Source organism: Pinisolibacter sp. (assembly GCF_036782435.1).
GTDB lineage: Bacteria > Pseudomonadota > Alphaproteobacteria > Rhizobiales > Ancalomicrobiaceae > CALBKH01.
Genome location: NZ_DAIPZB010000006.1, coordinates 82,016 through 104,450 on the forward strand (window position 1 = coordinate 82,016; position 22,435 = coordinate 104,450).

Here is a 22,435-nt window from a genome sequence, read left to right on the forward strand (position 1 = left end):
TCGGCCGGTCAGGCCGCAACGCTGATGAGATTCGGACGAGTCCGAATCTCATCAGCCCAGTATCAGACGGGCGCGGCGGGGCGGTTCGTCTCGCCGCCGCGCGTCTCGGCGACCGACCGGGCGAGCCAGGTGCGGAAGCGCGCGAGCAGCGGATCGTTCCACCGCGCCTCGGGGGCGACGAACCAATAGCCGCCGAGATCGACCTCGGTCTCGAGCAATTCGACCAGCCGTCCGGCGACGATGTCGTCGGCGGCCTGGAGCCGGGTCGCCAGCGCCACCCCCTGCCCCGCCACCGCCGCGTCGAGGGCCGAGGAGGCGTACCACAGCCGCGGGCCGGCGAGATCGCCGCGCGGACGGTGTCCGGTCGCCTCGAACCAACGCCGCCACTGGTCGCGGCTCTCCTCGTGGATGAGCCGCTGGTGTTCGAGGTCGGCGAGGCGGACGATCGGCTCGTGCGTCGACACCCAGGCAGGGGACGCGACCGGGAACAGGCGCGACCGTTCGAGCAGCACGGAACGGCCGGCGGCGTCGGGGCCGGCGGCGTAGCGGATCTCGGCGTCGGCCTCGTGATGGGCGAAGTCGGGGCGTTCGGTCGTCGCCTTGAGGACGATCTCGACCTCCGGCAACGCCGCTTGGAGATCGGCCAACCGCGGTGCCAGCCAGCGCGCCGCCAGCCCCGGCACGCACCACACCCTGAGGAGCCCGCGCGTCCGTGCCGGCTTCAATTCCCGGGTCGCCTCGGCGATGAGGTCGAAGGCGGCGGCGGCGGCGCGATGGAAAGCGCGGCCCTCGTCGGTGAGCACCACGCCGCGCGGTCCGCTCTCGACCAGCCTGGCGCCGAGCCAGCCCTCGAGATTGCGCACGTGGCGGGACACCACGGTGTGGCAGACGCCGAGATCCACTGCCGCGCGGCGCATCGACGCCGTCCGCCCCACCGCCTCGAAGGCGCGCACCATCGTCAGCGGCGGCATGCGCCCGCGCTCCGCGCCGTTGTCGGCGGGATCGTGTGGCGGCGGCGGGGTCGAACGCTTCGCCATGGAGGGCGACACTCCGGGGTGATCGCGACGCGCCGACCGGAACCGCGGACCGCTGTCGAGTGGTGCCATGATAGCACCACGGCGGCGCGAAAAAAGCGTCTCCCGGCGGCGCGCCGACGCGCGCACCATGGGGGGATCCCGACGCCGCAGATCACGGATCGACCATGACCGACAACGCCTCGCTCCTCGCCCGCCGCACCGCCGCCGTTCCGCGCGGCGTCGGCACCGCTTTCCCCATTTTCGCCGACCGGGCGGAGAACGCCGAGCTGTGGGACGTCGAGGGCAAGCGCTACGTCGACTTCGCCGGCGGCATCGCCGTGCTCAACACCGGCCATCGCCACCCGAAGGTCATGGCGGCGGTGGAGGCGCAGATGGCGCGCTTCACCCACACCGCCTTCCAGGTGACCGCCTACGAGCCCTATGTCGAACTGGCCGAGAAGCTCAACGCCCGCGCACCGTTCTCGGGTGAGGCCAAGACCATCTTCTTCACCACCGGCGGCGAGGCGCTGGAGAACGCGGTGAAGATCGCTCGTGCCCACACCGGGCGTTCGGCGGTGATCACCTTCACCGGCGCCTTCCACGGCCGCACCATGCTGACCATGGCGATGACCGGCAAGGTGGCGCCCTACAAGAAGAAGTTCGGCCCGATGCCGGCCGAGGTGTTCCACGTGCCCTTCCCCAACGCGCTGCACGGCGTCTCGGTGCAACAGTCGCTCGATGCGCTCGGCTTCCTGTTCCGCGCCGACGTCGAGCCGGAAAGGGTGGCGGCGATCGTCATCGAGCCGGTGCAAGGCGAAGGCGGCTTCTACGAGACGCCGGTCGAGCTGTGGCGGGCACTGCGCCGCATCTGCGACGATCACGGCATCGTCCTGATCGCCGACGAGGTGCAGACCGGCTTCGGCCGCACCGGCAAACTCTTCGCCGTCGAACACACCGGCGTCGAGCCGGATCTGATCACCATGGCCAAGTCGCTCGCCGGCGGCTTCCCGCTCTCCGGCGTGCTCGGTCGCGCCGCGATCATGGACGCGCCGGAACCCGGCGGCCTCGGCGGCACCTACGGCGGCTCGCCGATCGCCTGCGCGGCGGCGCTGGCGGTGCTCGAAGCGATCGACGAGGAGAAGCTCCTCGAGCGTTCGAACGCCATCGGCGCGCGGATCAAGGGCCGGCTCGAGAAGATCGCGGCGCGCAACGACGTCGTGCCGATCACCGGCATCCGCGGCAACGGCGCGATGATCGGCTTCGACATCGTCAAGTCGCGCGGCGCCTACGAGGGCGATGCGGAGGCGACCAAGCGCGTCACCACGCAGGCGCTTTCCGGCGGCCTGATCCTGCTCTCCTGCGGCGTCTTCGCCAACGTCGTGCGCATTCTCGTGCCCCTCACCGTGTCGGATGCCGTCCTCGACGAGGGGATGGACATCCTGGAGGCGGCGCTGGTCGACGCGGCCAGGGGCTGAGAGGGTTCGGCGAATCGAGGCGTGACGGTCGGGGGCGGAGTGGCACTCGTGGCGGTCCCTGCCGTCTCGCTCGCACCTCGTTTCCCGGTTCGGGGGCCAAGAGAACCTGCCGCAACGACAACTCGACACCGTCCGGGCGAATTCTCCACCGGCGAACGCGCCGGCGGACTGGAAATTCGCCGCGATTTACTGAAGATTGGAACTGCTTTCGATCTCCGACCGAGCACGGCCGGAGACGCCCCGTGTTCGGCCTGGAGGAGGCGGATGCGGGTTCTGTGCAGGGAGGCCGCGATGGTCCGTCGTTCCTATGGAATTGGTTCCGCCCTCTTCGCCCTGGCCATGGTGCTCGGTGCGGGCAACGCTTTCGCCCAGGCGAACGTGATGAAGGCCTGCGGCGCCGAATGGCAGGCCGCGAAGGAGGCGAAGAAGGTCAAACAGGGCGAGACCTGGAACAGCTTCCTGGCCGAGTGCCGCAAGCGTCATGCCGACGACGACGCCGCGGTGCCGCCGGAGCCCAAGGCGGCCGCCAAGCCGGCTGCCGCTCCTGCGACCGCCGCCAAGCCGGCCGCCGCTCCTGCGACCGCCGCCAAGCCGGCCGCCAATGCGCCGGGCGAGAAGCAGCTGACCCCGGGCCAGCTCGCCGCGCGCGAACGCATCAAGAAGTGCGGCGCCGAGTGGACCGCGGCCAAGGAGGCCGGCAAGATCAAGGCCGGTCAGAAGTGGCCGCAGTACTGGAGCGACTGCAACAAGCGCCTCAAGGCCGCCGGCCAGTGAGCCGCGCCACGCACTCGCGCCTGCGGGCGTGAGAGGCGGCAGACATGAAGACGGCCCCGTGGTGACACGGGGCCGTCTCGCTTTCCGGGGTGCCCACCTGTCGCGGGTCGGTGTCGGGCCGGATCCACACGAGCGGAGCGCCGATGCGCGACCTCGGGTGGAGGCCGATCGGCTGCCTCCCTGCGAGGCGGAGCGCGGCACGGTTTCGAAAGCCGAATTCACGGGGACCACCGGCCTCACGGGCGCGGCGCGCGCCTCATTTCGTCCGGGTCCAGGTGTCGCTCTTGCAGATGAGACCGCCGAGGACGCAGCCCTGCAGCTTCATCGAATTGGCGCCCTGGAGGGTGATGTAGCCGGTGTAGGTCTTGCCGTCGTCGGTATTGTAGACCTCGCCCTTCCACTGATCGGGCGTTCCCGACGGCTTCATGCCGAGCAGCACGCGCACGCCGGTCACCGGGCGATCGCGCTTGGCCGTGTCGGGATTGTGGATGTCCTTGCGCGGGTTCTTCTCCCACACCACCGTGCCGCAGACGGCCGAACCGCAATTGTCGATGCGGATCTTGCCGGTGCCGCTGGAGCGGATCCACACACCGGTGGGGTCACCCGCCAGTGCGGGGGTTGCGGCGAGAGTTGCGACGGCGAGCGCCGTGGCGAGCACGAACTTCATGGGCGAATTCCTCCGCTGGATCCGACTTTCGTCGTCGGTCGATTTTCTTTCCCATTCCTGAACCATGCCGTCAAGAACGCCGGCAAAACGCCGACGATGCCGCGGCGCTTTCGACGAAACGGCGGAATACGGCCGGGGAGTCGGGTATCGGGGAACGCAAAATCAATATTTCAGGGTCAGACTTTCGAACCATAGGAACCGGGCTCGTACCCGGACGTCATTGGTTTCGAGGGAAGTACCATGATCAGGAAACTCTGGGCCGACAGGCACGGGGGGTATGCGATCGCGTTCGGGCTCACGGGCCTCACGTTGGTGCTCGCCGCCGGCGGAACGACCGACATGATGCGCTACCTCGACACCCGCGCCAAACTCCAGGACGCGGTCGATGCGACCGCGCTCTTCGTCGCCACGCGTCACAAGAACGGCGAAAACCTCGACGAAGGTTCGAAAGCTCTCGCGAAATCCTATCTCACGAAGGTCTTCGATCCGCGTTTCGGTTCTCTCGGCGACGTCGACGCGTCCGCGACCGCGAATTCGCTGACCATCACCGCGCAGGCGGGGCTCGACACCTTCTTCCTCAAGATCATGAAGCTCGACAAGCTGGCGTCGTCGGCGAAGTCGACCGTAACCTGGTCGACGTCGTCGATGGAGATCGCCCTGGTGCTCGACACCACCGGTTCGATGGCGGACTCCAACAAGCTGACGAGCCTGAAGAGCGCGGCGAAGACGATGGTCGACACGCTCTCCGCCAAGGCGTCGCCGTCGATGTCGATCAAGTTCTCGCTGGTTCCCTTCGCCAACTTCGTCAACGTCGGCTCGGGCAACGGCGCCGCCGCGTGGATCGATCAGGGCGGACCCAAGCGCTCGTCCTACTACGACGCCTATTTCTCCGAGCATGCGGATCGCATGGCGATCTTCGCCAAGCTCGGGAAGACCTGGCCCGGCTGCGTCGAGACCCGTCCGGCGCCCTACGACATGGACGACAGTGCGCCGTCGACGGATGCCCCCGACACGCTCTTCGTGCCGGCGGTGCATCCGGACGAGCCCGACAGCGGTTCCTACATCGCCAACGACTACATGAACGATCAGACCTGGGGTGACCAGGTCACCAAGATGAAGAACAAGAAGAAATACGACAACCCCACCGGCATCGACTTCTCGAAATCGAATCTGTATTCGAACTACAAGGTGCCGAAGGGACCTCAGTTTCTCTGCGACACCAAGCCGATCCAGCGTTTGACGTCGAACTACACCTCGGTGAAGAGCCAGATCGATGCTCTGGCGGCGGCCGGCAGCACCAATGTGCCGGAAGGGATCGCCTGGGGTTGGCGGGCGTTGTCGCCGAAGGCGCCGTTCGCCGACGGCAAGGCCTACAACGACAGCGACAACGACAAGGTCATGGTGGTGCTGACCGACGGCACCAACGCGATCAACACCTTCCCGACCGATCTCGGCGGCGCCTATTCGAGCTGGGGCTATCCGATGAGCGGCCGGCTCGGCTCCAACCCGGGCACAAACCTGCGCACCGGCCTCGACGCCAAGACCCGCTCGGTCTGCGCCAAGGCCAAGGCCGCCGGCGTCAAGATCTACGCCATCGGCCTGATGATCGACGATGCCGACGGGCAGCAGCTGCTGTCGGACTGCTCCTCGGGTTCGGCCTACTACTACAACACTCCGTCGGCCGACAAACTTCAGGCGGTCTTCGACGACATCGCCAAGAAGATCTCCAAGATGCGCATCTCTTCCTGAGTTCTCGGCTGCGACCGATCGACCCGGAGACGATCTCAGCCCCTCGACGCCCGAACCGCGGCGGCGAGGGGTTTTTCGTCGAAATCGGGTCATCCATTGCCGAAAATCCGCGTCATTCAGGTCGGTCTGCGCCGAAAGTCGTGTCGATCACGCGCATTTCAGGGGATTCGAACGTTTCCGTTTCGAAACCGGTCGGACGGAACGAGCTATCATGAGACGGCGAATCGTCGCGGAACATCGGCTCGAGAATGGCGGATCGAGCCCTCTCGTCGAGGGGCTAGCTTTGAAGCGAAAGTATCGGCTGCTGCGCAGTCTGTGGCTCGACCGCAGTGGTAACTACACCGTCATATTCGGCCTCTTGGCGACGCTCCTCGTCGTGGCGGCGGGCGGCTCGATCGACCTCACCCGCTATCTCGAAGCGCGCTCGCGTTTGCGCGACGCCGTCGACGGGGCGGCACTGATGGTCGCAGGACGCTACAAGGCCGGAGAGACGACGGCGGACGCTCTCACTTCCGCCACGCGGACCATCCTCGATCAGACCTTCACCGATCACGACGCGACCATCGGCAACGTCACCGCCACCGCCGGAACGGCGAGCCTGACGGTCACTGCCGACGCGCGAGTTCACGCCTTCTTCCTGCCGATCATCGGGTTGGACTCGTTGACCACGACGACCGTTTCGTCGGTGGCCTGGTCGACGACGTCGATCGAGGTGGCCATGGTGCTCGACACGACGGGATCGATGGCCGACAGCGACAAGATCGGTCAGTTGAAGAGCGCGGCGACTTCGATGGTCGACAGCGTCTTCGCCAAGGCGGGAACATCGTCCTCGGTCAAATTCGGCATCGTGCCGTTCTCGCATTTCGTCAACGTCGGTCCGGGGAATGCCGCGGCGGCGTGGATCGACCAGGGCGCGGCGGCACGGTCGAGCTATTACGACGCCTATTTCAGCAGCCAGATCAACCGGCTGACGACCTACACGGCGCTCGGCAAGAGCTGGAAGGGCTGTGTCGAGACGCGGCCGTCGCCCTACGACGTCGACGACACCGCGCCGACGGTCTCCAACCCCAACACCCTCTTCGTCCCGTCGTTCCACCCGGACGAGCCCGACACCTTCAACTCCTACTACGGAAACAACTATCTCGGGGACAAGCTGTTCTCCGGCGACGACTGGACGCGGATGATCAATGCGGCGAAATACACGAGCCCGGTGAACGTCAATTATTCCAATTCGACGCTCTATGCGAACTATTCCGCTCCCAGGGGACCGGAATTCTTGTGTTCGTCGAATGCGCTGACCCGTCTCACGACGTCGTCGGCGACGGTGAAGACGGCGATCTCGGTGCTGACGCCGGCGGGCAGCACCAACATCCCGGAAGGTCTCGCCTGGGGCTGGCGCGTGTTGTCGCCGAAGGGGCCGTTCGCCGACGGTGCCTCCTATTCGGTTTCCGACAACCGCAAGGTCCTGGTGGTGTTGACCGACGGCACCAATGCCATCAACACCTTTCCGACCGCGCTCGGCGGCGCTTATTCGAGCTGGGGCTTTCCGGCCAGCGGCCGGCTCGGCGCCAACCCGGGTGTCGATCTTCGAGACGGGCTCGACGCCAAGATGCGGACGATCTGCACCAAGGTCAAGGCGGCCGGGATCCAGATCTACACCATCGGCCTGATGATCACCGATACCGCCGGCCAGCAGCTTCTCGCCGACTGTTCGTCGGGAACCGGCTTCTATTACGACTCACCCACCGCGGCGCAGCTCCAGTCGGTCTTCGACGACATCGCCAAGAAGATCTCGAAGCTGCGCATCGCCTCGTGAGCTCGGGGCGAGACGCGGGATAGGAAAGCGGGGCTCGAAGGCCTCGCCCGGCGTCACATCTGATAGGCGGTTCGGAAGCCACCCCAGTGGCGATCCTTGACGATGATCGGGACGTCGACTTCCTTCATCGGGATGATCTTGCCGCCGCCGAGATCGCGCAGGTAGCTCTGCACAAGGAAGGGCCGCGTGTTGCGGGCGGCGAGCAGGCCGGTACGATCGTCGAAGATGCGCTTGTTGCGGCAGTTCGCCGTGTTCCAGGCGACTTCGCCGGGGCGCTGGGGCTGGGAATAGACCTTGTTGTGGACCGGCAGCCAGCCGTTGATGTCGACGCAGGCGCAGAAGGCCATGCGCTCGTCCTCGCCGAGGATCGCCTCCTGTAGCGGCGGCAGAATGCGTTCGAGGGCGGCGATGGCGTTGGTCTCGTACTGGATCGGGTCGGATCCCTGGACCGCGCGATACTCGGTGTCGAAGAGATCGCCGAAATTGAGGTCGCTCTTTTCGATCGCGGCGTCGAGCGCCGCCATGATCTGTCCGGCGGCGGTCTGGGCGCGCATCACCAGCGGGCGGAATTCCTCGCCGATGCGGTCGACGCAGGCGCCGACGCGGGTTCGCGCATCTGCGTCGTCCTCGAGGAACCTGACGTGCAGGCCGAGGGCGCTCTTGCCGACGATCGTCCCGGTGACGTGGCCGAGGCCGGTGAGGTCCAGCTCGACGCGGGAGCCCGTCGCGATCCCGGCTTCGCCCTCCGGCACGACGAGCGTCCCGCCCATCGACACGTCGATGGTGCGGACCGCCACTCGCGTCGAGGCGATGCGCATCTCGCCGCGCATCTCCACCGGCCAGCGGTCGTGTTTGCGGCGATCGGCTTCCGAACCCTGGCGCAGAACCGTGACGAGCTGTCGGGTCATGTCGGAGACGGCGCCGTTCATGCCGTCCGTCGCCTTTTCGACCTCGAGGCCGAGGATCGCCGCCCGCTCCATCTCGCCGCTCATGCGACGCGCCTTCTCGGCCACTTCGTCGACGAAGCGCGCGGTCTCGGAGGCCGAGCGGCCGATCTCCGCCGTCGTCTCCACCTGCATCTGGACCGAACGGGACACCTCGCCGAAGACCGGTCCGATGTCGCCGACGAGGCCGAGAATCTTGCCGACCGCTTCGATGTTGGCCTCCGCCGTCGAGCGCAGGCGTTGGATGGTGGTGCCGATCTCGGTGGTCGCCTTCTGCGTCTCCACCGACAGCGCCTTGACCTCGTTGGCGACGACGGCGAAGCCGCGGCCCGCCTCACCGGCGCGGGCCGCCTCGATGGTGGCATTGAGGGCGAGGAGATTGGTCTGACCGGCGACGTCGGAGATCAGCGCCACGACGGCCTGGATCTGCTCGATCGCCTGCTTCAACTCGTCGACCGAGCGCGCCGCGTCCTGCGCCACGCCACTGGCGTCGTCGATCAGGCGCTGCGACGCCTCGGCGCGACGGCCGACCTCCTCGGCCGACTGGTGCAGTTCCTGGCAACCCTGGGCCAGACGATTGACGTGTTCGAGAGCGAGCCCGGTGTGGCTGGTGAGGATGTCGGTCTCGGACTTGAGGCCGTTCATGATCTCGGTGCCCTCGACGACCTGCTGCTTGGTCTTGGAGCCGGTCGCTCCGAGCCGGCGCGAGGCCCGCTTCAGGTCGGCTTCCAGCAGTTCGACCACCTGTCGCATCGATCCGTTGGCGCGCGCGCGTTCGCCGCTCGGCCGGATGGTTTTCGCCGCGGGTTCGCTCGGCGATGTTTCGACGGTCTGGGCGGGTGTGGACTTCCGAACCGATTTGGATCCGAAATGGAACATCATGAGTCCTCGACGATTGTTGCTGCATGATTGCCGCCGACACGCTTACCAAGATGTTAAAATAAACTATCGAACCTACGTGGTTTGCCGCATTCGTCTCGAATTTTCCGGATGTTACCGGGGGAAGGCTTAGGTTACGTTACGTAATATGGTGATCATGGAGCCGATCAGCGGGGCGGCGAAGGTCGAACGGACTCTTCGGCCGCGACAACGCGGTGTCCAACCTTTCGATCGCCCTGGAATATCACGTGTGGCGCGGCGTTTCTTCTTTCGACGTCGTGCGACGGCGCCACCGACGATCGTCGGTGGCTGGAGCCCGTCGACGGTCGGGCGCATAGTGTGTCGAATCTTCCTCGGAACCGATCGTGACGACATCCGAACCAGACCGTCCCGTTCTGCTCTGGCTGCGCGATGATCTGCGCATCGCCGACAATCCCGCTCTCGTTCGCGCCGTCGAGAGCGGACGTCCGGTCGTGGCACTCTTCGTTCTCGACGAGGTGTCTCCCGACATCCGCCCTCTCGGCGGGGCCTCGCGTTGGTGGCTGCATCGCTCGCTCGCCGGCTTCGCCGATCGTTTCGCTCGGCTCGGCGGGACGCTCCGTCTCGGGCGGGGACCGGCGAGCGAGATCGTCGCCGCGTCGGCGGTGGAGATCGACGCGGCCGAAGTCGTCTGGAACCGGCGCTATCTGCCGGCGCTGACGGCGATCGACGCCGACCTGAAACGCCGCCTGCGCGCCGAGGGGCGAGCGGCGGAGAGCTTCCAGGCGAACCTCCTCCACGAGCCGCACACGGTGAAGACGGCCGGCGGCGGGCCGTTTCGGGTCTTCACGCCGTTCTGGCGCGCCGCTCGTGGAGCGGGTTCGCCACGCGCGCCCCTGCCGCCGCCTCGGGCGATCCGTGGCGCCGCCGCGCCACCCCCCTCGCACGCGCTCGACGACCTCGGGTTGCTGCCGCGCGCGCCCTATTGGGCAGCGGGTCTGGACGCGACCTGGACGCCCGGCGAGGAAGGTGCGGCGGCTGGCCTGGAGCGCTTCCTCGGCGAGGGGCTGCGCGGCTATGCGGCCGGGCGTGACCGTCCCGACCTCGGCCACACCTCGCGTCTGTCGCCGCATCTGCGCTTCGGCGAGATCTCGCCCTTCACCATCGCCTCGGCCGTCGCGATGCGGGTCGCGGCGGATCCGACGCTCGCGGCGGACGCGGAAAAATTCCTCGCCGAACTGGGCTGGCGCGAATTCGCCCACCACCTCGCTTTTCATTTCGGCGACCTGTCGCGGCGCGAATTCCAACCGCGGTTCGAGACCTTTCCATGGAAGACCGACGAGGCCTTCCTGGAGGCGTGGCGACGGGGCCGCACCGGCTATCCGCTGGTCGACGCCGGCATGCGCGAGCTGTGGGCGACGGGCACGATGCACAACCGGGTGCGGATGGTCGTCGCCTCGTTCCTCGTCAAACACGGCCTCGTCGACTGGCGGGAGGGTGAGCGCTGGTTCTTCGACACGCTGGTCGACGCCTGCCCGGCGGTGAACCCGGCGAGCTGGCAATGGGTTGCCGGTTGCGGCGCCGACGCCGCGCCGTTCTTCCGCATCTTCAATCCGGTCACCCAAGGGGTGAAGTTCGACCCCGCCGGCGACTATCTGCGCCGCTGGTTGCCGGAACTCGCGGCACTGCCGGCCGGCGCGATCCATGCGCCGTGGACCGCCGCGGCGGACGTGGCGGCCGTCGCCGATCTCCGTCTCGGCGTCACCTATCCGTCACCGATCGTCGACCATGCCTTCGCCCGGGAGCGGGCGCTCGCCGCCCTCGCCGGCCACGTGAACGGGAACGAGCGACCGCCTCGACCGGGCTTCGATTGACAGGGTGGAAGGTAATCGTGCAGGACAGGAGCGACGCATCACATCGCGTCGCCCCCACCCGCGGAACCTCGTTGGACATCGACGGGTATTCTTGACGTGAGAGCAGCCCGCAGATGACGAAAAGCGTGCCCCGCGCGGGCGACACCCCGGGGGCGAACGAGCTCGGCCTGTCACGCCTCCTCGCCTTCGCGTTTCCGGCCCTGCCGGTGGCGGCGTTCCAGCTCCCCTTCGTCATCCTGGTCCCGAAATTCTACGCCGAGAACGTCGGCCTGTCGTTCATCGCGGTCGGGGCGATCATCACCATCGTCCGCCTGATCGACGCCTTCCTCGACCCGTTCGTCGGCTATTACGCCGACCACACGCGGCCGCGGTGGGGACGCCGACGCACCTGGTTCGGCCTCGCCGCCATTCCGACCACCGTCGGCGCGCTCTTCGTCTTCAATCCGTTCCCGGATATCGGCACCGACCACACGCTGTTCTGGGGGGCGTGGTTCTTCGTCTGGTCGATGATGCTGTCGGTCGGCTACACGGCGTTGTCGCTGTCGCATCTCTCCTGGGGTGCGGAGATCTCGACCAGCTACTACGGCCGCAACCGCATCTTCGCCGCGCGCGAGGTCTTCGCCGTCATCGGCACGCTGGTGGCGACCGCCCTGCCCTTCGTCATGAGCCGACTGGGTTGGCACGGCGATCAGCCGGTGCTGGTCGCGCTGTCGATCATGGTGGCGATCGCGCTGCCGCTGCTCGCGCTGATCACGGTCTTCACCGTGCCGGAGCCGCCGCACGTCTCGCATCACCACCTCAATTTCGTCGACGGGCTGAAGAACCTCTTCAAGAACGAATATTTCGTCCGCCTGCTCGGCGCCTACGCGCTGGCCAACATGGGCAACGGCGTGCCGGCGACGCTGCTGCTCTACTACGTCCGCGACTACGTCCACGGCAACGAGGAGACGCAGCGCTTCTTCCTGCTGCTCTATTTTCTGTTCGGCGTGCTCTCGACACCCTTGTGGCTGTGGTTGGCGAAGCGGACCTCGAAGCACCGCGCCTGGTCCTTCGCCATGCTGGTGGCCTGCGCCGGTTTCGTCTGGTCGCCCTTCGCCGGGTACGACGTCCTCGGTGACAACGCCGTGTGGGCCTTCGGCATCATCATGATCCTCGCCGGCATGTCGGTCGGTGCCGACCTGATGTTGCCGGTATCGATGCAGGCCGACGTGATCGACGTCGACACGGCGCGCACCGGCGAGCAGCACACCGGCTTCTATTTCGCCTCCTGGGCGCTGGCCAACAAGATCGCCCTGTCGATCGCGCTGGGTATCGGCTTCGTCCTGCTCGGCATCGTCGGCTACGACAAGGGCAACCACCACGGCGACACGCTGACGCCGGCGCAGGTTCATGTGGTGACGAACCCGCCGGTCGAAGGCGCGGTCGCGGTGACGCCGCCCGAAACCGTCAAGAACGCGCCGGGCAAGGCCAAGCGGAAGCACTCGTCGAAGAACAACGGCGAGAGCGACAAGCCGGTGAAGCAGACGCCGCTCGCGACCTGGACTCTGGTCTTCCTCTATTGCGTCGTGCCGATCGTGTTGAAGCTCATCGCGGTCCGGCTGGTGTGGAACTTCCCGATCGGGCCGGCCGAACAGGCGCAGCTGCGCGCCCAGATCGAGGCCCATCGTCGCGCCGAGCGCGAGGAAGAAGAAGGCCGTCCAGCCTGATCCGAACCGCGCCGCGGCAAGGTCGCCACCGCCGCACCTCCCGCGGCAACCGTGGCCGGCTGCGGAATTTCGGTAGAACGGATTTCCCATCCATCCCTCCGAAAGGAAATTTCTTCTCTTTTCCGCCGATGTTCGCCCTCCCAGACTGCGCGGTTCCGGCGCAGGGCCGGGGAAGCGGGAGAATCGCATGGGTGCGGCGGGAAACGGATCGACGGGCGTGGCGAAGGGTGTCGTCGAGGCGATCGGCAACACGCCGCTGATCCGCCTCACCCGGGCCTCGGCGGCGACCGGCTGCGAGATCCTCGGCAAGGCCGAGTTCATGAACCCCGGCCAGTCGGTCAAGGACCGCGCGGCGTTGTGGATCGTCCGCGACGCCATCGCCCGCGGTGAGCTGCGCCCCGGCGGAACCATCGTCGAGGGGACCGCCGGCAACACCGGTATCGGACTGGCGCTGGTCGCCTCGGCGCTCGGCTTCCGCACCGTGATCGTCATCCCCGAGACCCAGTCGGCGGAGAAGAAGGACGCGCTGCGTCTCGCCGGCGCCGAGCTCGTCGAAGTCCCGGCGGTGCCCTACAAGAACCCGAACAACTACGTGAAGCTCTCCGGCCGGCTCGCCGCCGAGCTGGCGAAGACGGAAGCGTCCGGTGCGATCTGGGCCAACCAGTTCGACAACGTCGCCAACCGCCAAGCGCACGTGGAGTCGACGGCGGAAGAGATCTGGGCTCAGACTGGGGGCAAGATCGACGGTTTCGTCGCCGCGGTCGGCTCGGGCGGGACCCTCGCCGGCGTCGGCATCGGCCTCAAGGCCAAGAAGGCGGACGTCGCCATCACGCTCGCCGACCCGCACGGCGCCGCGCTCTACGAGTGGGTGGCGAACGGGGTGCTGAAGGCCGAGGGCTCGTCGATCACCGAGGGCATCGGCCAGGGCCGCATCACCGCCAATCTCGAAGGCGCGCCGATCGATCGCGCCTATCGCATCTCCGACGAAGAGGCGGTGGCGGTGCTGCACGACCTCGCCGAACACGAGGGGCTGGTGATGGGCGGTTCGACCGGCGTCAACGTCGCCGGCGCGATGCGGCTGGCGAAGGATCTCGGACCGGGCCACACCATCGTCACCGTGCTCTGCGACCACGGCAGCCGCTATCAGTCGAAGCTGTGGAACCCGGCGTTCCTGCGCGACAAGGGGCTGCCGGTGCCCGCATGGCTGGAACGCCGTCGCGAAATCCCGGTTCCCTTCGAAGCCGTGCCGTGATCGGATGGGCCCTCTCAGGAGAGAAGGCCCCCGATGAAGACCACAGCCGCGACCGAACCCGTCTACCGCGATCAGCCCTATCTGACCTCGTGCGAGGCGACCGTCGTCGCCATCGGCGAAAAGGGCGGCATCCTCCTCGATCGGACGATCTTCTATCCGACCGGCGGCGGCCAGCCGGGCGATTGCGGCGTCCTCGTCCAGGCCGACGGCACCGAGACGGCGATCGCCACCACGGTGTGGGAAGATCCGGCCAAGACGGTGATCGCCCATGTGGCGATCGAGGGCATGCCGATCCCGCCGGTCGGGGCGAAGGTGACGGCGAAGCTCGACTGGGAGCGCCGCCACAAGCTGATGCGCATGCACACGGCGCTGCATCTGCTCTCCGTCGTGCTGCCCTATGCGGTGACCGGCGGTTCGGTCGGCGAGGACGAGGGCCGGCTCGACTTCGACATCCCCGAGGCCGATCTCGATCGCGACGCGCTCAATGCCCGGCTCGCCGAATTGGTGGCGGCCGATCACCCGGTCTCCTTCGAGTGGATCACGGATGCCGAGCTCGACGCCGCGCCGGATCTGGTCAAGACCATGTCGGTCGCCCCGCCGCGCGGCTCGGGGCGGGTGCGGCTGGTGCGGATCGGGGGCGAAGCGTCTGTCGACCTGCAGCCCTGCGGCGGCACGCACGTGAAGTCGACCGGCGAGATCGGCCGGTTCGAGATCGCCAAGGTCGAGAAGAAGGGGCGCATCAACCGGCGCGTCCGCATCCGCTTCGTGTGACGCCCGGCGGAGCGGAGTCCGCGCCGCGTCAGTCCAGCGTCCGGCGGAAGCGGGCGAGCGCGAGGCCGCCGTAGAGCAGGATGAAGCCGCCGAGGATGGTCATCTCCCAGGCGACCGCCGGCATCTCGGCGCCCTTCAGCATCACCGCTCGGATCACCCGGAGGAAATGGGTGAGCGGGAAGATCTCGCCGATCGTCCGCGCCCAGTGCGGCATGCCCGAGAAGGGGAACATGAAGCCGGAGAGCATGATCGACGGCAGGAAGAAGAAGAACGTCAGCTGCATCGCCTGCATCTGCGTCTCGGCGAAGGTCGAGATGAAATAACCGAGCAGTACCAATGCCATCACGAAGGTGAGGACGGCGAAGAGCAGCAGCGACAGCGAGCCGACGAAGGGGACGCGGAAGACGAACTTTGCCATGGTCAGAACCACGACCATCTGTACCGCGCCGACCCCGAGGTAGGGCAACACCTTCCCCAGCATGATCTCCATCGGCGTCGCCGGCATGGCGAGCAGGTTCTCCATGGTGCCGCGCTCGGTCTCGCGGGTCAGCGCCATCGCCGTCATCATCACCATGGTCATCTGCAGGATGACGCCGAGAAGTCCCGGCACGACGTTGTATTGCGACACCCCTTCGGGGTTGTAGCGGCGGTGGACGACGACGGAGAGGCGCTTGTCCTCCTCCGCCTGGATCGCCGCCTCCTCGCCCTTCTCCCGCGACAGCGCGTTGCGCGCCACGGTGCCGAGTGTCCCGATCGCGCCGGAGGCGACGGCGGGATCGGTGGCGTCGGCGTCTATCAGGATCTGCGGACGATCGCCGCGGTCGACCCGCGCCGCCAGATCGGAGGGGATGGTGACGACGAAGGAGACCCGCCCGGATTCGATCAGATGTTCGGCCTCGGCCGCACTCGCCGGCCGTTCCTCGAAGCGGTAGTAGCCGGTGACCTCCAGCGCCGAGACGATCGCCCGGGTGTAGTGATCGTTGCCGAGCGCCAGGATCGCCGAGGGCAGGCCCTTCGGATCGTTGTTGATGGCGAAACCGAACAGGATCAACTGCATGATCGGCACGCCGAGCATCATCGCGAAGGTGATGCGGTCGCGCCGCATCTGCACGAATTCCTTGGCGAGCATGGCGCCGAGGCGGGCGAAGGAGAAGGAGAGATCGAACCTCATCGCTTCCCTCCCTTCAGCGATCCGGGATCGGTCACCGGCCCGGCGTCGCTGCCCGCCCGCACCATGAACTGGATGAAGACGTCCTCGAGGCTGGTCTCGCCGCGGGTGAAGACGAGGCCGCTCTCCTTCGCGAAGCGATCGAGCGAGGCTTCGAGCAGCGCCCGATCGTGGCCGACGATGTGCAGCGTCTTGCCGAAGGGGGCGACCTGATCGACGCCCGGCAATTTCGCCAACTCGGCGACATGACCGGCTTCGCCATCCTTGGTGACGAAGGTGGTGAGGCCGGCGCCGGCGACCACCTCGTCCACCGTACCGCTGGCCAGCAGCTTGCCGTAGGAGATGTAGTGGATGCGGTGGCAGCGCTCCGCCTCGTCCATGTAGTGGGTCGAGACCAACACCGTCAGGCCGTCGGCGGCGAGCAGGTGGATCTCGTCCCAGAACTCGCGCCGCGCCTTGGGGTCGACGCCGGCGGTCGGCTCGTCGAGCAGCAACAGCTTCGGCTCGTGCATGATGCAGGCGGCGAGCGCCAGCCGCTGCTTCCAGCCGCCCGACAGCGTCCCGGCGAGCTGTTTGCGCCGGCGCGTCAGGCCGAGCTGTTCGAGGGTGCGATCGACGTAAGCCGCGACCGGCTTCAACTCGTAGAGGCGGGCGACGAACTGGAGGTTCTCCTCGATCGTCAGATCCTCGTAGAAGGAGAAGCGCTGGGTCATGTAGCCGACCTCGCGCTTGATCTCGCGGCTTTCGGTCAGCACATCGTAGCCGAGCACCGTGCCGGTGCCGCCGTCGGGCGTGAGCAGGCCGCAGATCATGCGGATGGTCGTCGTCTTGCCCGAGCCGTTGGGGCCGAGGAAGCCGACGATCTCGCCCTTCTCCACGGTCATGTCGACGTGATCGACGACGGTCTTGTCGCCGAAGCGTTTGGTCAGCCCGTGGACCTCGACGACGCTCACGGTGCGCCTCCGGGCAGGGACACGTCGACGATCTGGCCGGGCTGCAGGCGGGTCGCCGCCCCTTCCGGGCGGGCCTCGACCAGATGCACCAGCTTCTGCCGGGTCTCGATCGAATAGATCACCGGCGGGGTGAATTCCGGCTCGGCGGAGAGATGGGTGATCCGCGCCGTCAGCCCCGGCTCGCAGCCGTCGCAGTGGACGGCGAGCGCCGCGCCGAGGGCGAGCCTGGCGAAACCCTTCTCCGGCACCCAGAGTTTCAGCTTCACCGCCCCGTCCGGCAGCATCGAGACGACCGGGGCCTGCGGGCCGGCGACCTCGCCCGGTCGGCGCACCAGATCGGTGATGCGGCCGGCCGCCCGCGCCGTAATGGTGCGTTCGGAGAGCCGCCATTTCGCCGTCTCGAGGGCCGCGCGCGCCTGGGCGACACGGTTCTCCGCCGCCTTGATCGCATCCTCGCGCGCCGGAAGCTTGGCCACCGCGAGATTGGCCTTCAGTTCGCGCACCCGCGCCAGCGCCACGTCGCGCGCCGTCGTCGCCTGATCCAGTTCCGCCTGGGGCGAGAAGCCGCGCTTGGAGAGGTCGATGCGCCGGGCGAGCGTGCGCTCCGCCTCTTCCGCCTGGGCCTCGGCCGAGGCGAGGCTCGCGGCGATCACCTCGATCTCTTCGGGGCGACGCCCGCGCTTCAGGTCGGACAATTCGCTCTCGGCCTGGGCGAGGCGTGCGTTGGCGTCGGTGACGACGATCTCGATGTCGTTCGTCTCCATCCGTGCGATCGCAGCGCCGGGTGTCACCCGGTCGCCGAGCTTCACCGACACCGCAGCGATGCGGGCCGTCTCGAGCGGCGCCATCGACACGTAATCGCCCTCGACGTAACCGACCGCCAGCGTGTCGCCGGCACAGGCGGCGAAGAATTTTCCGGCGAGCGCGAAGGAACAGATCCAGCTCATCATGGGTTCGTCTCGTTCGAAGCCGATGCGGCGGCGCGCCGGGCCGCGATGGTGGCGCGAATCGCCGAGGTGACGACGGCGAGCACCGCCTCGAGGCGGTCGCCGTCGAAGGTCTCCCAGCCGAGCCGCGCCATCGCGGTGGCGCGGCCGACGCGGAAGAACATGACCTGACCGAACATCGCCGACACGGCGATGATCACCTGCGCGCTCTCGGCGTCCTCGCCGGTGGCGCGGGCGAAGAGCCGGCACATCGTCTCGTGGCGCGGCCGGATCAGTCGCTCGTAGAGCGTCGCGAAGGTTTCGGACGGGTCCATCTGCTCGCGCACCATGAAGCGAGCGACCGCTTCAGCCTCCGGTCGGCCGAGCATGAACCGGCCGATGCCGCAGACCGCCGCGACGAAGAGATCGGCGGCCTCCTCCGGTTCGAGGGACGAGACGTCGCCCTCCGGTGGCGTCGCCGTGGCGACATGTTCGATCACGATCGCCGCGATGGCGTCGCCGCAGGCGCGATGCAGGCCGGCCTTGCCGCCGAAGTGATAGGCGATGCCGGCGATGTTGACCGCCGCGGCCTTGGCGATCTCGCGGGTCGAGGTGCCGTCGAAGCCGTTGCGGCCGAAGAGTTCGATACCGGCGCGGATCAGCGCGGATCGCGTGTCGTCGCTTTCGCCGCGCGAAAACGGGGCGACGGACGGGCGGCGCGGCGGGTCGATGGGGGCGTCGGCGGATTTCATGGGGTAAGAATACGCCCTGGAGCGATTCAGTCAATCGTTTGATTGAGGTTGCGACGACCGTGTCCGCGTCGGTTCGAGGCGTTGCCGGATCGGGGGCTTCGCGGGTCCGGCATCACGGTGTGATGCGGGTCGGGGCGTTGTTCGGCGCCGGGGCGGGTGCGCGATCGCCGTCCTTCTGAAACTCGAAGATACGGCGGAAGATGCCCGGCGCGACCGCCGAGAGCGGGTTGATCTCGAGGATCGGATCGTCGACCGCGCCGAAGACGCGGAAGGTGACGCCGAGGAGACCCTCGTTCGAGCCCGCCCCGGCGATCACGCCGAGAACCGGGATGCGCCCGGCGAGATTGTTGAGGCCGTAGGCCGGGATGTAGGTCCCGGTGAGGGCGATGCGCTGGTTGTTGAGATCGATCTGGCCGGATGCGGTGGCACCTACGGCGGTGCCCTTGGCGACACCCTCGGTGACCGTGATGACCCCGTCGCGCATGGCGAAGCGCACCGAGGAGCGCGAAAAATCGGTCTGAGGATTGATCTCGACCTGCCGGACCTTGACCTGTTGGACGCCGTTACCGACCGTCTGCGCCGCCGCCTTGCCGGATTTCGGCTGTTCGAGCAGGTGGAAGTCGTCGAGCCGGGCGCGACCCTGCGCGATCCCGGGCCCGGAGAGCTGCGCCTGCATCGCCAATCGGCCGCCGCGGACCCGATCGAAGAAGTCGAAGAAGCTCAACAGCGCTCCGGCATCGTCCGCGCCCACCGTCAGAGTACGGCGGTTGCCCTCGGGTCGGATCGTCGCGGAGAGCGAACGGCCGCCGGAGGAGCGGGCGCTCAATTGCAGCGAGGCGAAGGCGCCACCCCGATAGCGGCCGTCGAGACTGGCGTCCGAGAGCGTCGTGTCGTTGAAGCCGACGACACGCGCGGCGCGCAGTTTCAGGGTCATGTCAGCGGACTTGGAAGGAGTGGAGGCGCGAGCGCCCTCCTCCCGACCCGGCTTGCGCCCGGCCTGCATCACGCCGCGCACGTCGAAGCTCTGAGCATCGAAGGTCACCACGAGGTTCTGATCCGTCCCGCGCACCGCCTTCAGCTTCGCCGCGTCGCCTTTGCGCAGGGCGAACTTGGGGAAGTCCGCCGAAACGAGGCGGTGCTCCTTGTCGAGCACCACCGTCCCGGCGATCGCCAATCCTTCGGATTCGATGACGAGGTTCTCGAGCCTCACACCCTTGTCTTCGTCGACGAGGTCGAGCGTCGCCTTCGCCGGAACGCCCATTCCCTTGTTCCAGCCGAAGGGGGCGAGCGTCAGCGTCGCCGGCGTCAGGTCGACCTCGACCTTGCGACGGGTCTCGCTCTGGGCCGACTGCGCGACGTTCACGCCGATGGCGCCGCCGACCAGGTCGCCGAGATCGAGGCCGATGCGCTGTCGTGCCGCCTCGTCGAGGACCATCTTGAAGTCGCGCTTCTCCGCCTTCGAATTCCCTCGCGCGTCGTACATGTCGACGTCGGTGACGACGCCGTCGATCTGGGCGCGTCCGGTGACCTTCAGGCCGCGCGGGTCGGCGATGATCTTGAATTTGCCGTCCTGGAACTTGCGCCCCTGGATCGGGTGGGGACTGGCGAAACGGTCGAGCGACGCGTCGACCTTGTAGTCGACGGAGGAGGTGCGGATCTGCTTCTCGAACAGGACATCGATCTGAGCGGTGACCGAAGCCGTCCCGGTGAGACCGTCGTTGCGGATCCCGGCCTCTTCGAGCAGGGCGAGCGGCTCGGCGTCCACCACCTCGGCCAGTGCGGCGACATCCCCCGCGATCTTGAACCGGAACGTTCCCTTCGGCGGTTTGACGAAGATGTCGGCGACGGTGAAGCGCATCCCGTCGATCGTCGGTCGCCGCGACGCCTTCGTGGCGGCCGTGGCGCGATCCACCGTCAGGTCCATCTTGCGGTCGTCGATGGTCATTCTGCCGGAGGCCCCGACCACCGGCGGAAGATTGCCGAACACGCCGAAGCGCGCCTCCTCGAACCGCGACGACATGCGCAGCGCGTTGCCCGGCCATGTCTCCTGCTTGTCGAACCGCGGCAGATCGAGGCGGATCACGGTATCGAGAAGGCGACCGCCGGTCACGTTGCGGATGAACCAGTCGCGGGTGTCCGGCGCCACCCAGTGGGGCCAGACCCGTTTCACCTGCTCGGTGTCGAGCGGCGAGAAGAAGAGATCGAGTTTCAGCCGCGGTTCTTCCCCGGAGAAGTCGATGCGTCCGGCCGTCTTGACCCAGCCGTCGCCGAAACTCGCCCCCGCCGAGGTGATGTCGATCACTTTCGCCGACGGGTCGAACCGCGCTTCGAGCCGGCCGCCGTCGACGACCAGGGGGCGTCCGGCGACGTCGCGCGGGCGGAAGCTTCCCTTGTTCGCTTCGAACTCCGCCGCCCAGACGCCACCGCGCTCGGGCGGCGGCACGAGCCGTCCGTGCAGGGTCATGCCGGTTTCGCCGACGGCGAGAGTGAGGTTGCGCACCTCGAGGTCGGTCGCCCCGGCCTTCCAGTCGACCCGGATCTGTCCCTCGTCGACCAGCATCGAGTCTTCCGGCATCGGACCGAAGCGGAATTCGCCGGCGCCCAGGCGGACGTCGATTTCGGCGCCGTCGTAGCGGTCGTCGGGGCCGTAGCGCAGGGTGAGGCGCGGATAGAGCGGCATCCCGAGATCGAAGGCCGATCCCGGTGGCCCGAACAGATCGCGGTGCATCAGATCGTCGGCGACGAAGGAGACGCGCCGTCGTCCGTCGGCTTCGTGCGCCGCGGTCAGCCGCATCGACCAGCGCCCGATCTCACCGCGCGCCGAAAAGCCGACGTCGAGATCGCCCCCGGGGCCGTCGACGACCGCCTCGGCTTCGATGTCGGGAACGGTGACGTCGCGGGCGACGCCTTCGCGGTCGATCCGCCGGAGTTCGATCGCACCGTTGCGGATTCCGAAGGTCTCGATCCCTTCCTCGCGCGCCCGGGCGACGGCGCGGTCGACGGCGCGGCCGACCTCGCGTGCCTCCGAGATCGCCCGAACCGGCCGCGGCGGCAACACGACCGGCTTCGCCATCCCGCGTGTCGCCGGCATCGCCACCATCGAGGAGTCCGGCGCCGGGGCGCTCTCCGGCGGGCTCTCGGTCGCGGCGGTCACGAAGGCCCCGGCGTCGGCCAGACCGGCGGTGTCGACCTTCAGGCGCGGTTCGACGAGGATCAACGAGCGGGGGCGAACCTGTCCGGTGAGGATCGGCCGCATCCGCAGTCTGACCTCGGCGCGCGGCACCGCCATGTCGAGAACGCCCTCGCGCTCGACGGAGATCCTCTCGAGTTCGACCGTGATTCCCTTGTCCCAAGACCAGTCGAGACGGGCGCTGCCGACCTTGGCGCGACCACCGGGGCCCGCGACGTCGCCGAGCAGGGTCTCGGCGGTGCGGGCGGCGGTCTCGATCTCCACCGGCCCGTGGGCCACGAGTGCCGCCAGGGCGACGACGAGAAGGGCGCCGAGCGCCAGGACGATGCCGCCGATCCACAGGAGGACGAGGCCGAAAAGGCCCGCGGCGCGCCTGCGGCGGGCGCCGAGTGTCGTGCCCGGAAGCGCGGGCGCGTCGGTGGTCGGGTCCTGATCGTCCAATTTACGCCGTTCCTGGCGGTCGGATTCTTCTTCGGCGGAGTGCGAGCCGGCCGAATCGCGTTTCCACGAGGGGCTCGCCTCGCCGTGAGCACTACACGTTTCC

General features: G+C 67.8%; 16 protein-coding genes. 8 read left to right on the plus strand and 8 right to left on the minus strand.

The genetic code is table 11. The features are described 5' to 3' along the window. Positions 1-62 precede the first annotated feature (62 nt). On the minus strand, positions 63-1,037 hold the full coding sequence (locus V7Q42_RS04045) for a LysR substrate-binding domain-containing protein (protein WP_333822613.1): 975 nt from the start codon (positions 1,035-1,037) through the stop codon (positions 63-65). A gap of 164 nt (positions 1,038-1,201) precedes the next feature. On the opposite strand from V7Q42_RS04045, the gene gabT reads away from it, so the two are divergent. Together gabT and V7Q42_RS04055 are read left to right on the plus strand one after the other, a co-directional pair. Next, complete coding sequence (gene gabT / locus V7Q42_RS04050; protein WP_333822614.1) at positions 1,202-2,491, plus strand: 4-aminobutyrate--2-oxoglutarate transaminase; 1,290 nt, start codon at positions 1,202-1,204, stop codon at positions 2,489-2,491. A gap of 291 nt (positions 2,492-2,782) precedes the next feature. Then, positions 2,783-3,265, plus strand: a complete 483-nt coding sequence (locus V7Q42_RS04055) for a hypothetical protein (RefSeq protein WP_333822616.1) — start codon at positions 2,783-2,785, stop codon at positions 3,263-3,265. 256 nt (positions 3,266-3,521) lie between these two features. Here V7Q42_RS04055 and V7Q42_RS04060 read toward each other — a convergent pair whose 3' ends face one another. Then, the gene (locus V7Q42_RS04060; RefSeq protein ID WP_333822617.1) at positions 3,522-3,932 is read right to left on the minus strand and encodes a DUF2147 domain-containing protein; all 411 of its coding nucleotides are present in this window, start codon (positions 3,930-3,932) and stop codon (positions 3,522-3,524) included. A 240-nt stretch (positions 3,933-4,172) separates the two neighbouring features. Between V7Q42_RS04060 and V7Q42_RS04065 the strand changes: the two genes are divergently transcribed. Then, positions 4,173-5,681, plus strand: coding sequence for a TadE/TadG family type IV pilus assembly protein (locus V7Q42_RS04065; RefSeq protein ID WP_333822618.1), 1,509 nt, complete (start codon positions 4,173-4,175; stop codon positions 5,679-5,681). Positions 5,682-5,964: 283 nt separating this feature from the next. Further along, a complete protein-coding gene (locus V7Q42_RS04070; protein WP_333822619.1) occupies positions 5,965-7,497 on the plus strand; it encodes a TadE/TadG family type IV pilus assembly protein in 1,533 nt (510 codons plus the stop codon). 53 nt (positions 7,498-7,550) lie between these two features. Here the strand turns inward: V7Q42_RS04070 and V7Q42_RS04075 are convergent, their stop codons facing one another. Next, the gene (locus V7Q42_RS04075) at positions 7,551-9,194 is read right to left on the minus strand and encodes a methyl-accepting chemotaxis protein (RefSeq protein ID WP_333822621.1); all 1,644 of its coding nucleotides are present in this window, start codon (positions 9,192-9,194) and stop codon (positions 7,551-7,553) included. A 491-nt stretch (positions 9,195-9,685) separates the two neighbouring features. Between V7Q42_RS04075 and V7Q42_RS04080 the strand changes: the two genes are divergently transcribed. The 4 genes from V7Q42_RS04080 to V7Q42_RS04095 all read left to right on the plus strand — a co-directional run bounded on the left by V7Q42_RS04080 (position 9,686) and on the right by V7Q42_RS04095 (position 14,902). Continuing rightward, the gene (locus V7Q42_RS04080) at positions 9,686-11,173 is read left to right on the plus strand and encodes a cryptochrome/photolyase family protein (protein WP_333822623.1); all 1,488 of its coding nucleotides are present in this window, start codon (positions 9,686-9,688) and stop codon (positions 11,171-11,173) included. Between the two features lie 113 nt (positions 11,174-11,286). Then, the gene (locus tag V7Q42_RS04085) at positions 11,287-12,879 is read left to right on the plus strand and encodes an MFS transporter (RefSeq protein WP_333822625.1); all 1,593 of its coding nucleotides are present in this window, start codon (positions 11,287-11,289) and stop codon (positions 12,877-12,879) included. A gap of 187 nt (positions 12,880-13,066) precedes the next feature. Beyond that, positions 13,067-14,131, plus strand: a complete 1,065-nt coding sequence (locus V7Q42_RS04090; protein WP_333822626.1) for a cysteine synthase A — start codon at positions 13,067-13,069, stop codon at positions 14,129-14,131. Between the two features lie 33 nt (positions 14,132-14,164). Beyond that, on the plus strand, positions 14,165-14,902 hold the full coding sequence (locus V7Q42_RS04095; protein WP_333822627.1) for an alanyl-tRNA editing protein: 738 nt from the start codon (positions 14,165-14,167) through the stop codon (positions 14,900-14,902). 28 nt (positions 14,903-14,930) lie between these two features. Here the strand turns inward: V7Q42_RS04095 and V7Q42_RS04100 are convergent, their stop codons facing one another. The 5 genes from V7Q42_RS04100 to V7Q42_RS04120 all read right to left on the minus strand — a co-directional run bounded on the left by V7Q42_RS04100 (position 14,931) and on the right by V7Q42_RS04120 (position 22,332). Beyond that, entirely contained in the window at positions 14,931-16,073 is a 1,143-nt protein-coding gene (locus V7Q42_RS04100; protein ID WP_333822628.1) for an ABC transporter permease, read from the minus strand. Further along, positions 16,070-17,023 (minus strand): ABC transporter ATP-binding protein, encoded by a 954-nt coding sequence (locus V7Q42_RS04105; RefSeq protein ID WP_333822629.1) that lies wholly within the window; start codon positions 17,021-17,023, stop codon positions 16,070-16,072. The genes V7Q42_RS04100 and V7Q42_RS04105 overlap by 4 nt, the downstream gene beginning before the upstream one ends. Continuing rightward, complete coding sequence (locus tag V7Q42_RS04110) at positions 17,020-17,970, minus strand: HlyD family secretion protein (RefSeq protein ID WP_333822656.1); 951 nt, start codon at positions 17,968-17,970, stop codon at positions 17,020-17,022. Before V7Q42_RS04110 ends, V7Q42_RS04105 begins: the two co-directional genes overlap by 4 nt. Beyond that, the gene (locus V7Q42_RS04115) at positions 17,970-18,701 is read right to left on the minus strand and encodes a CerR family C-terminal domain-containing protein (RefSeq protein WP_333822630.1); all 732 of its coding nucleotides are present in this window, start codon (positions 18,699-18,701) and stop codon (positions 17,970-17,972) included. The genes V7Q42_RS04110 and V7Q42_RS04115 overlap by 1 nt, the downstream gene beginning before the upstream one ends. Before the next feature lie 112 nt (positions 18,702-18,813). Continuing rightward, complete coding sequence (locus tag V7Q42_RS04120) at positions 18,814-22,332, minus strand: YhdP family protein (RefSeq protein ID WP_333822631.1); 3,519 nt, start codon at positions 22,330-22,332, stop codon at positions 18,814-18,816. Positions 22,333-22,435: the final 103 nt, after the last annotated feature.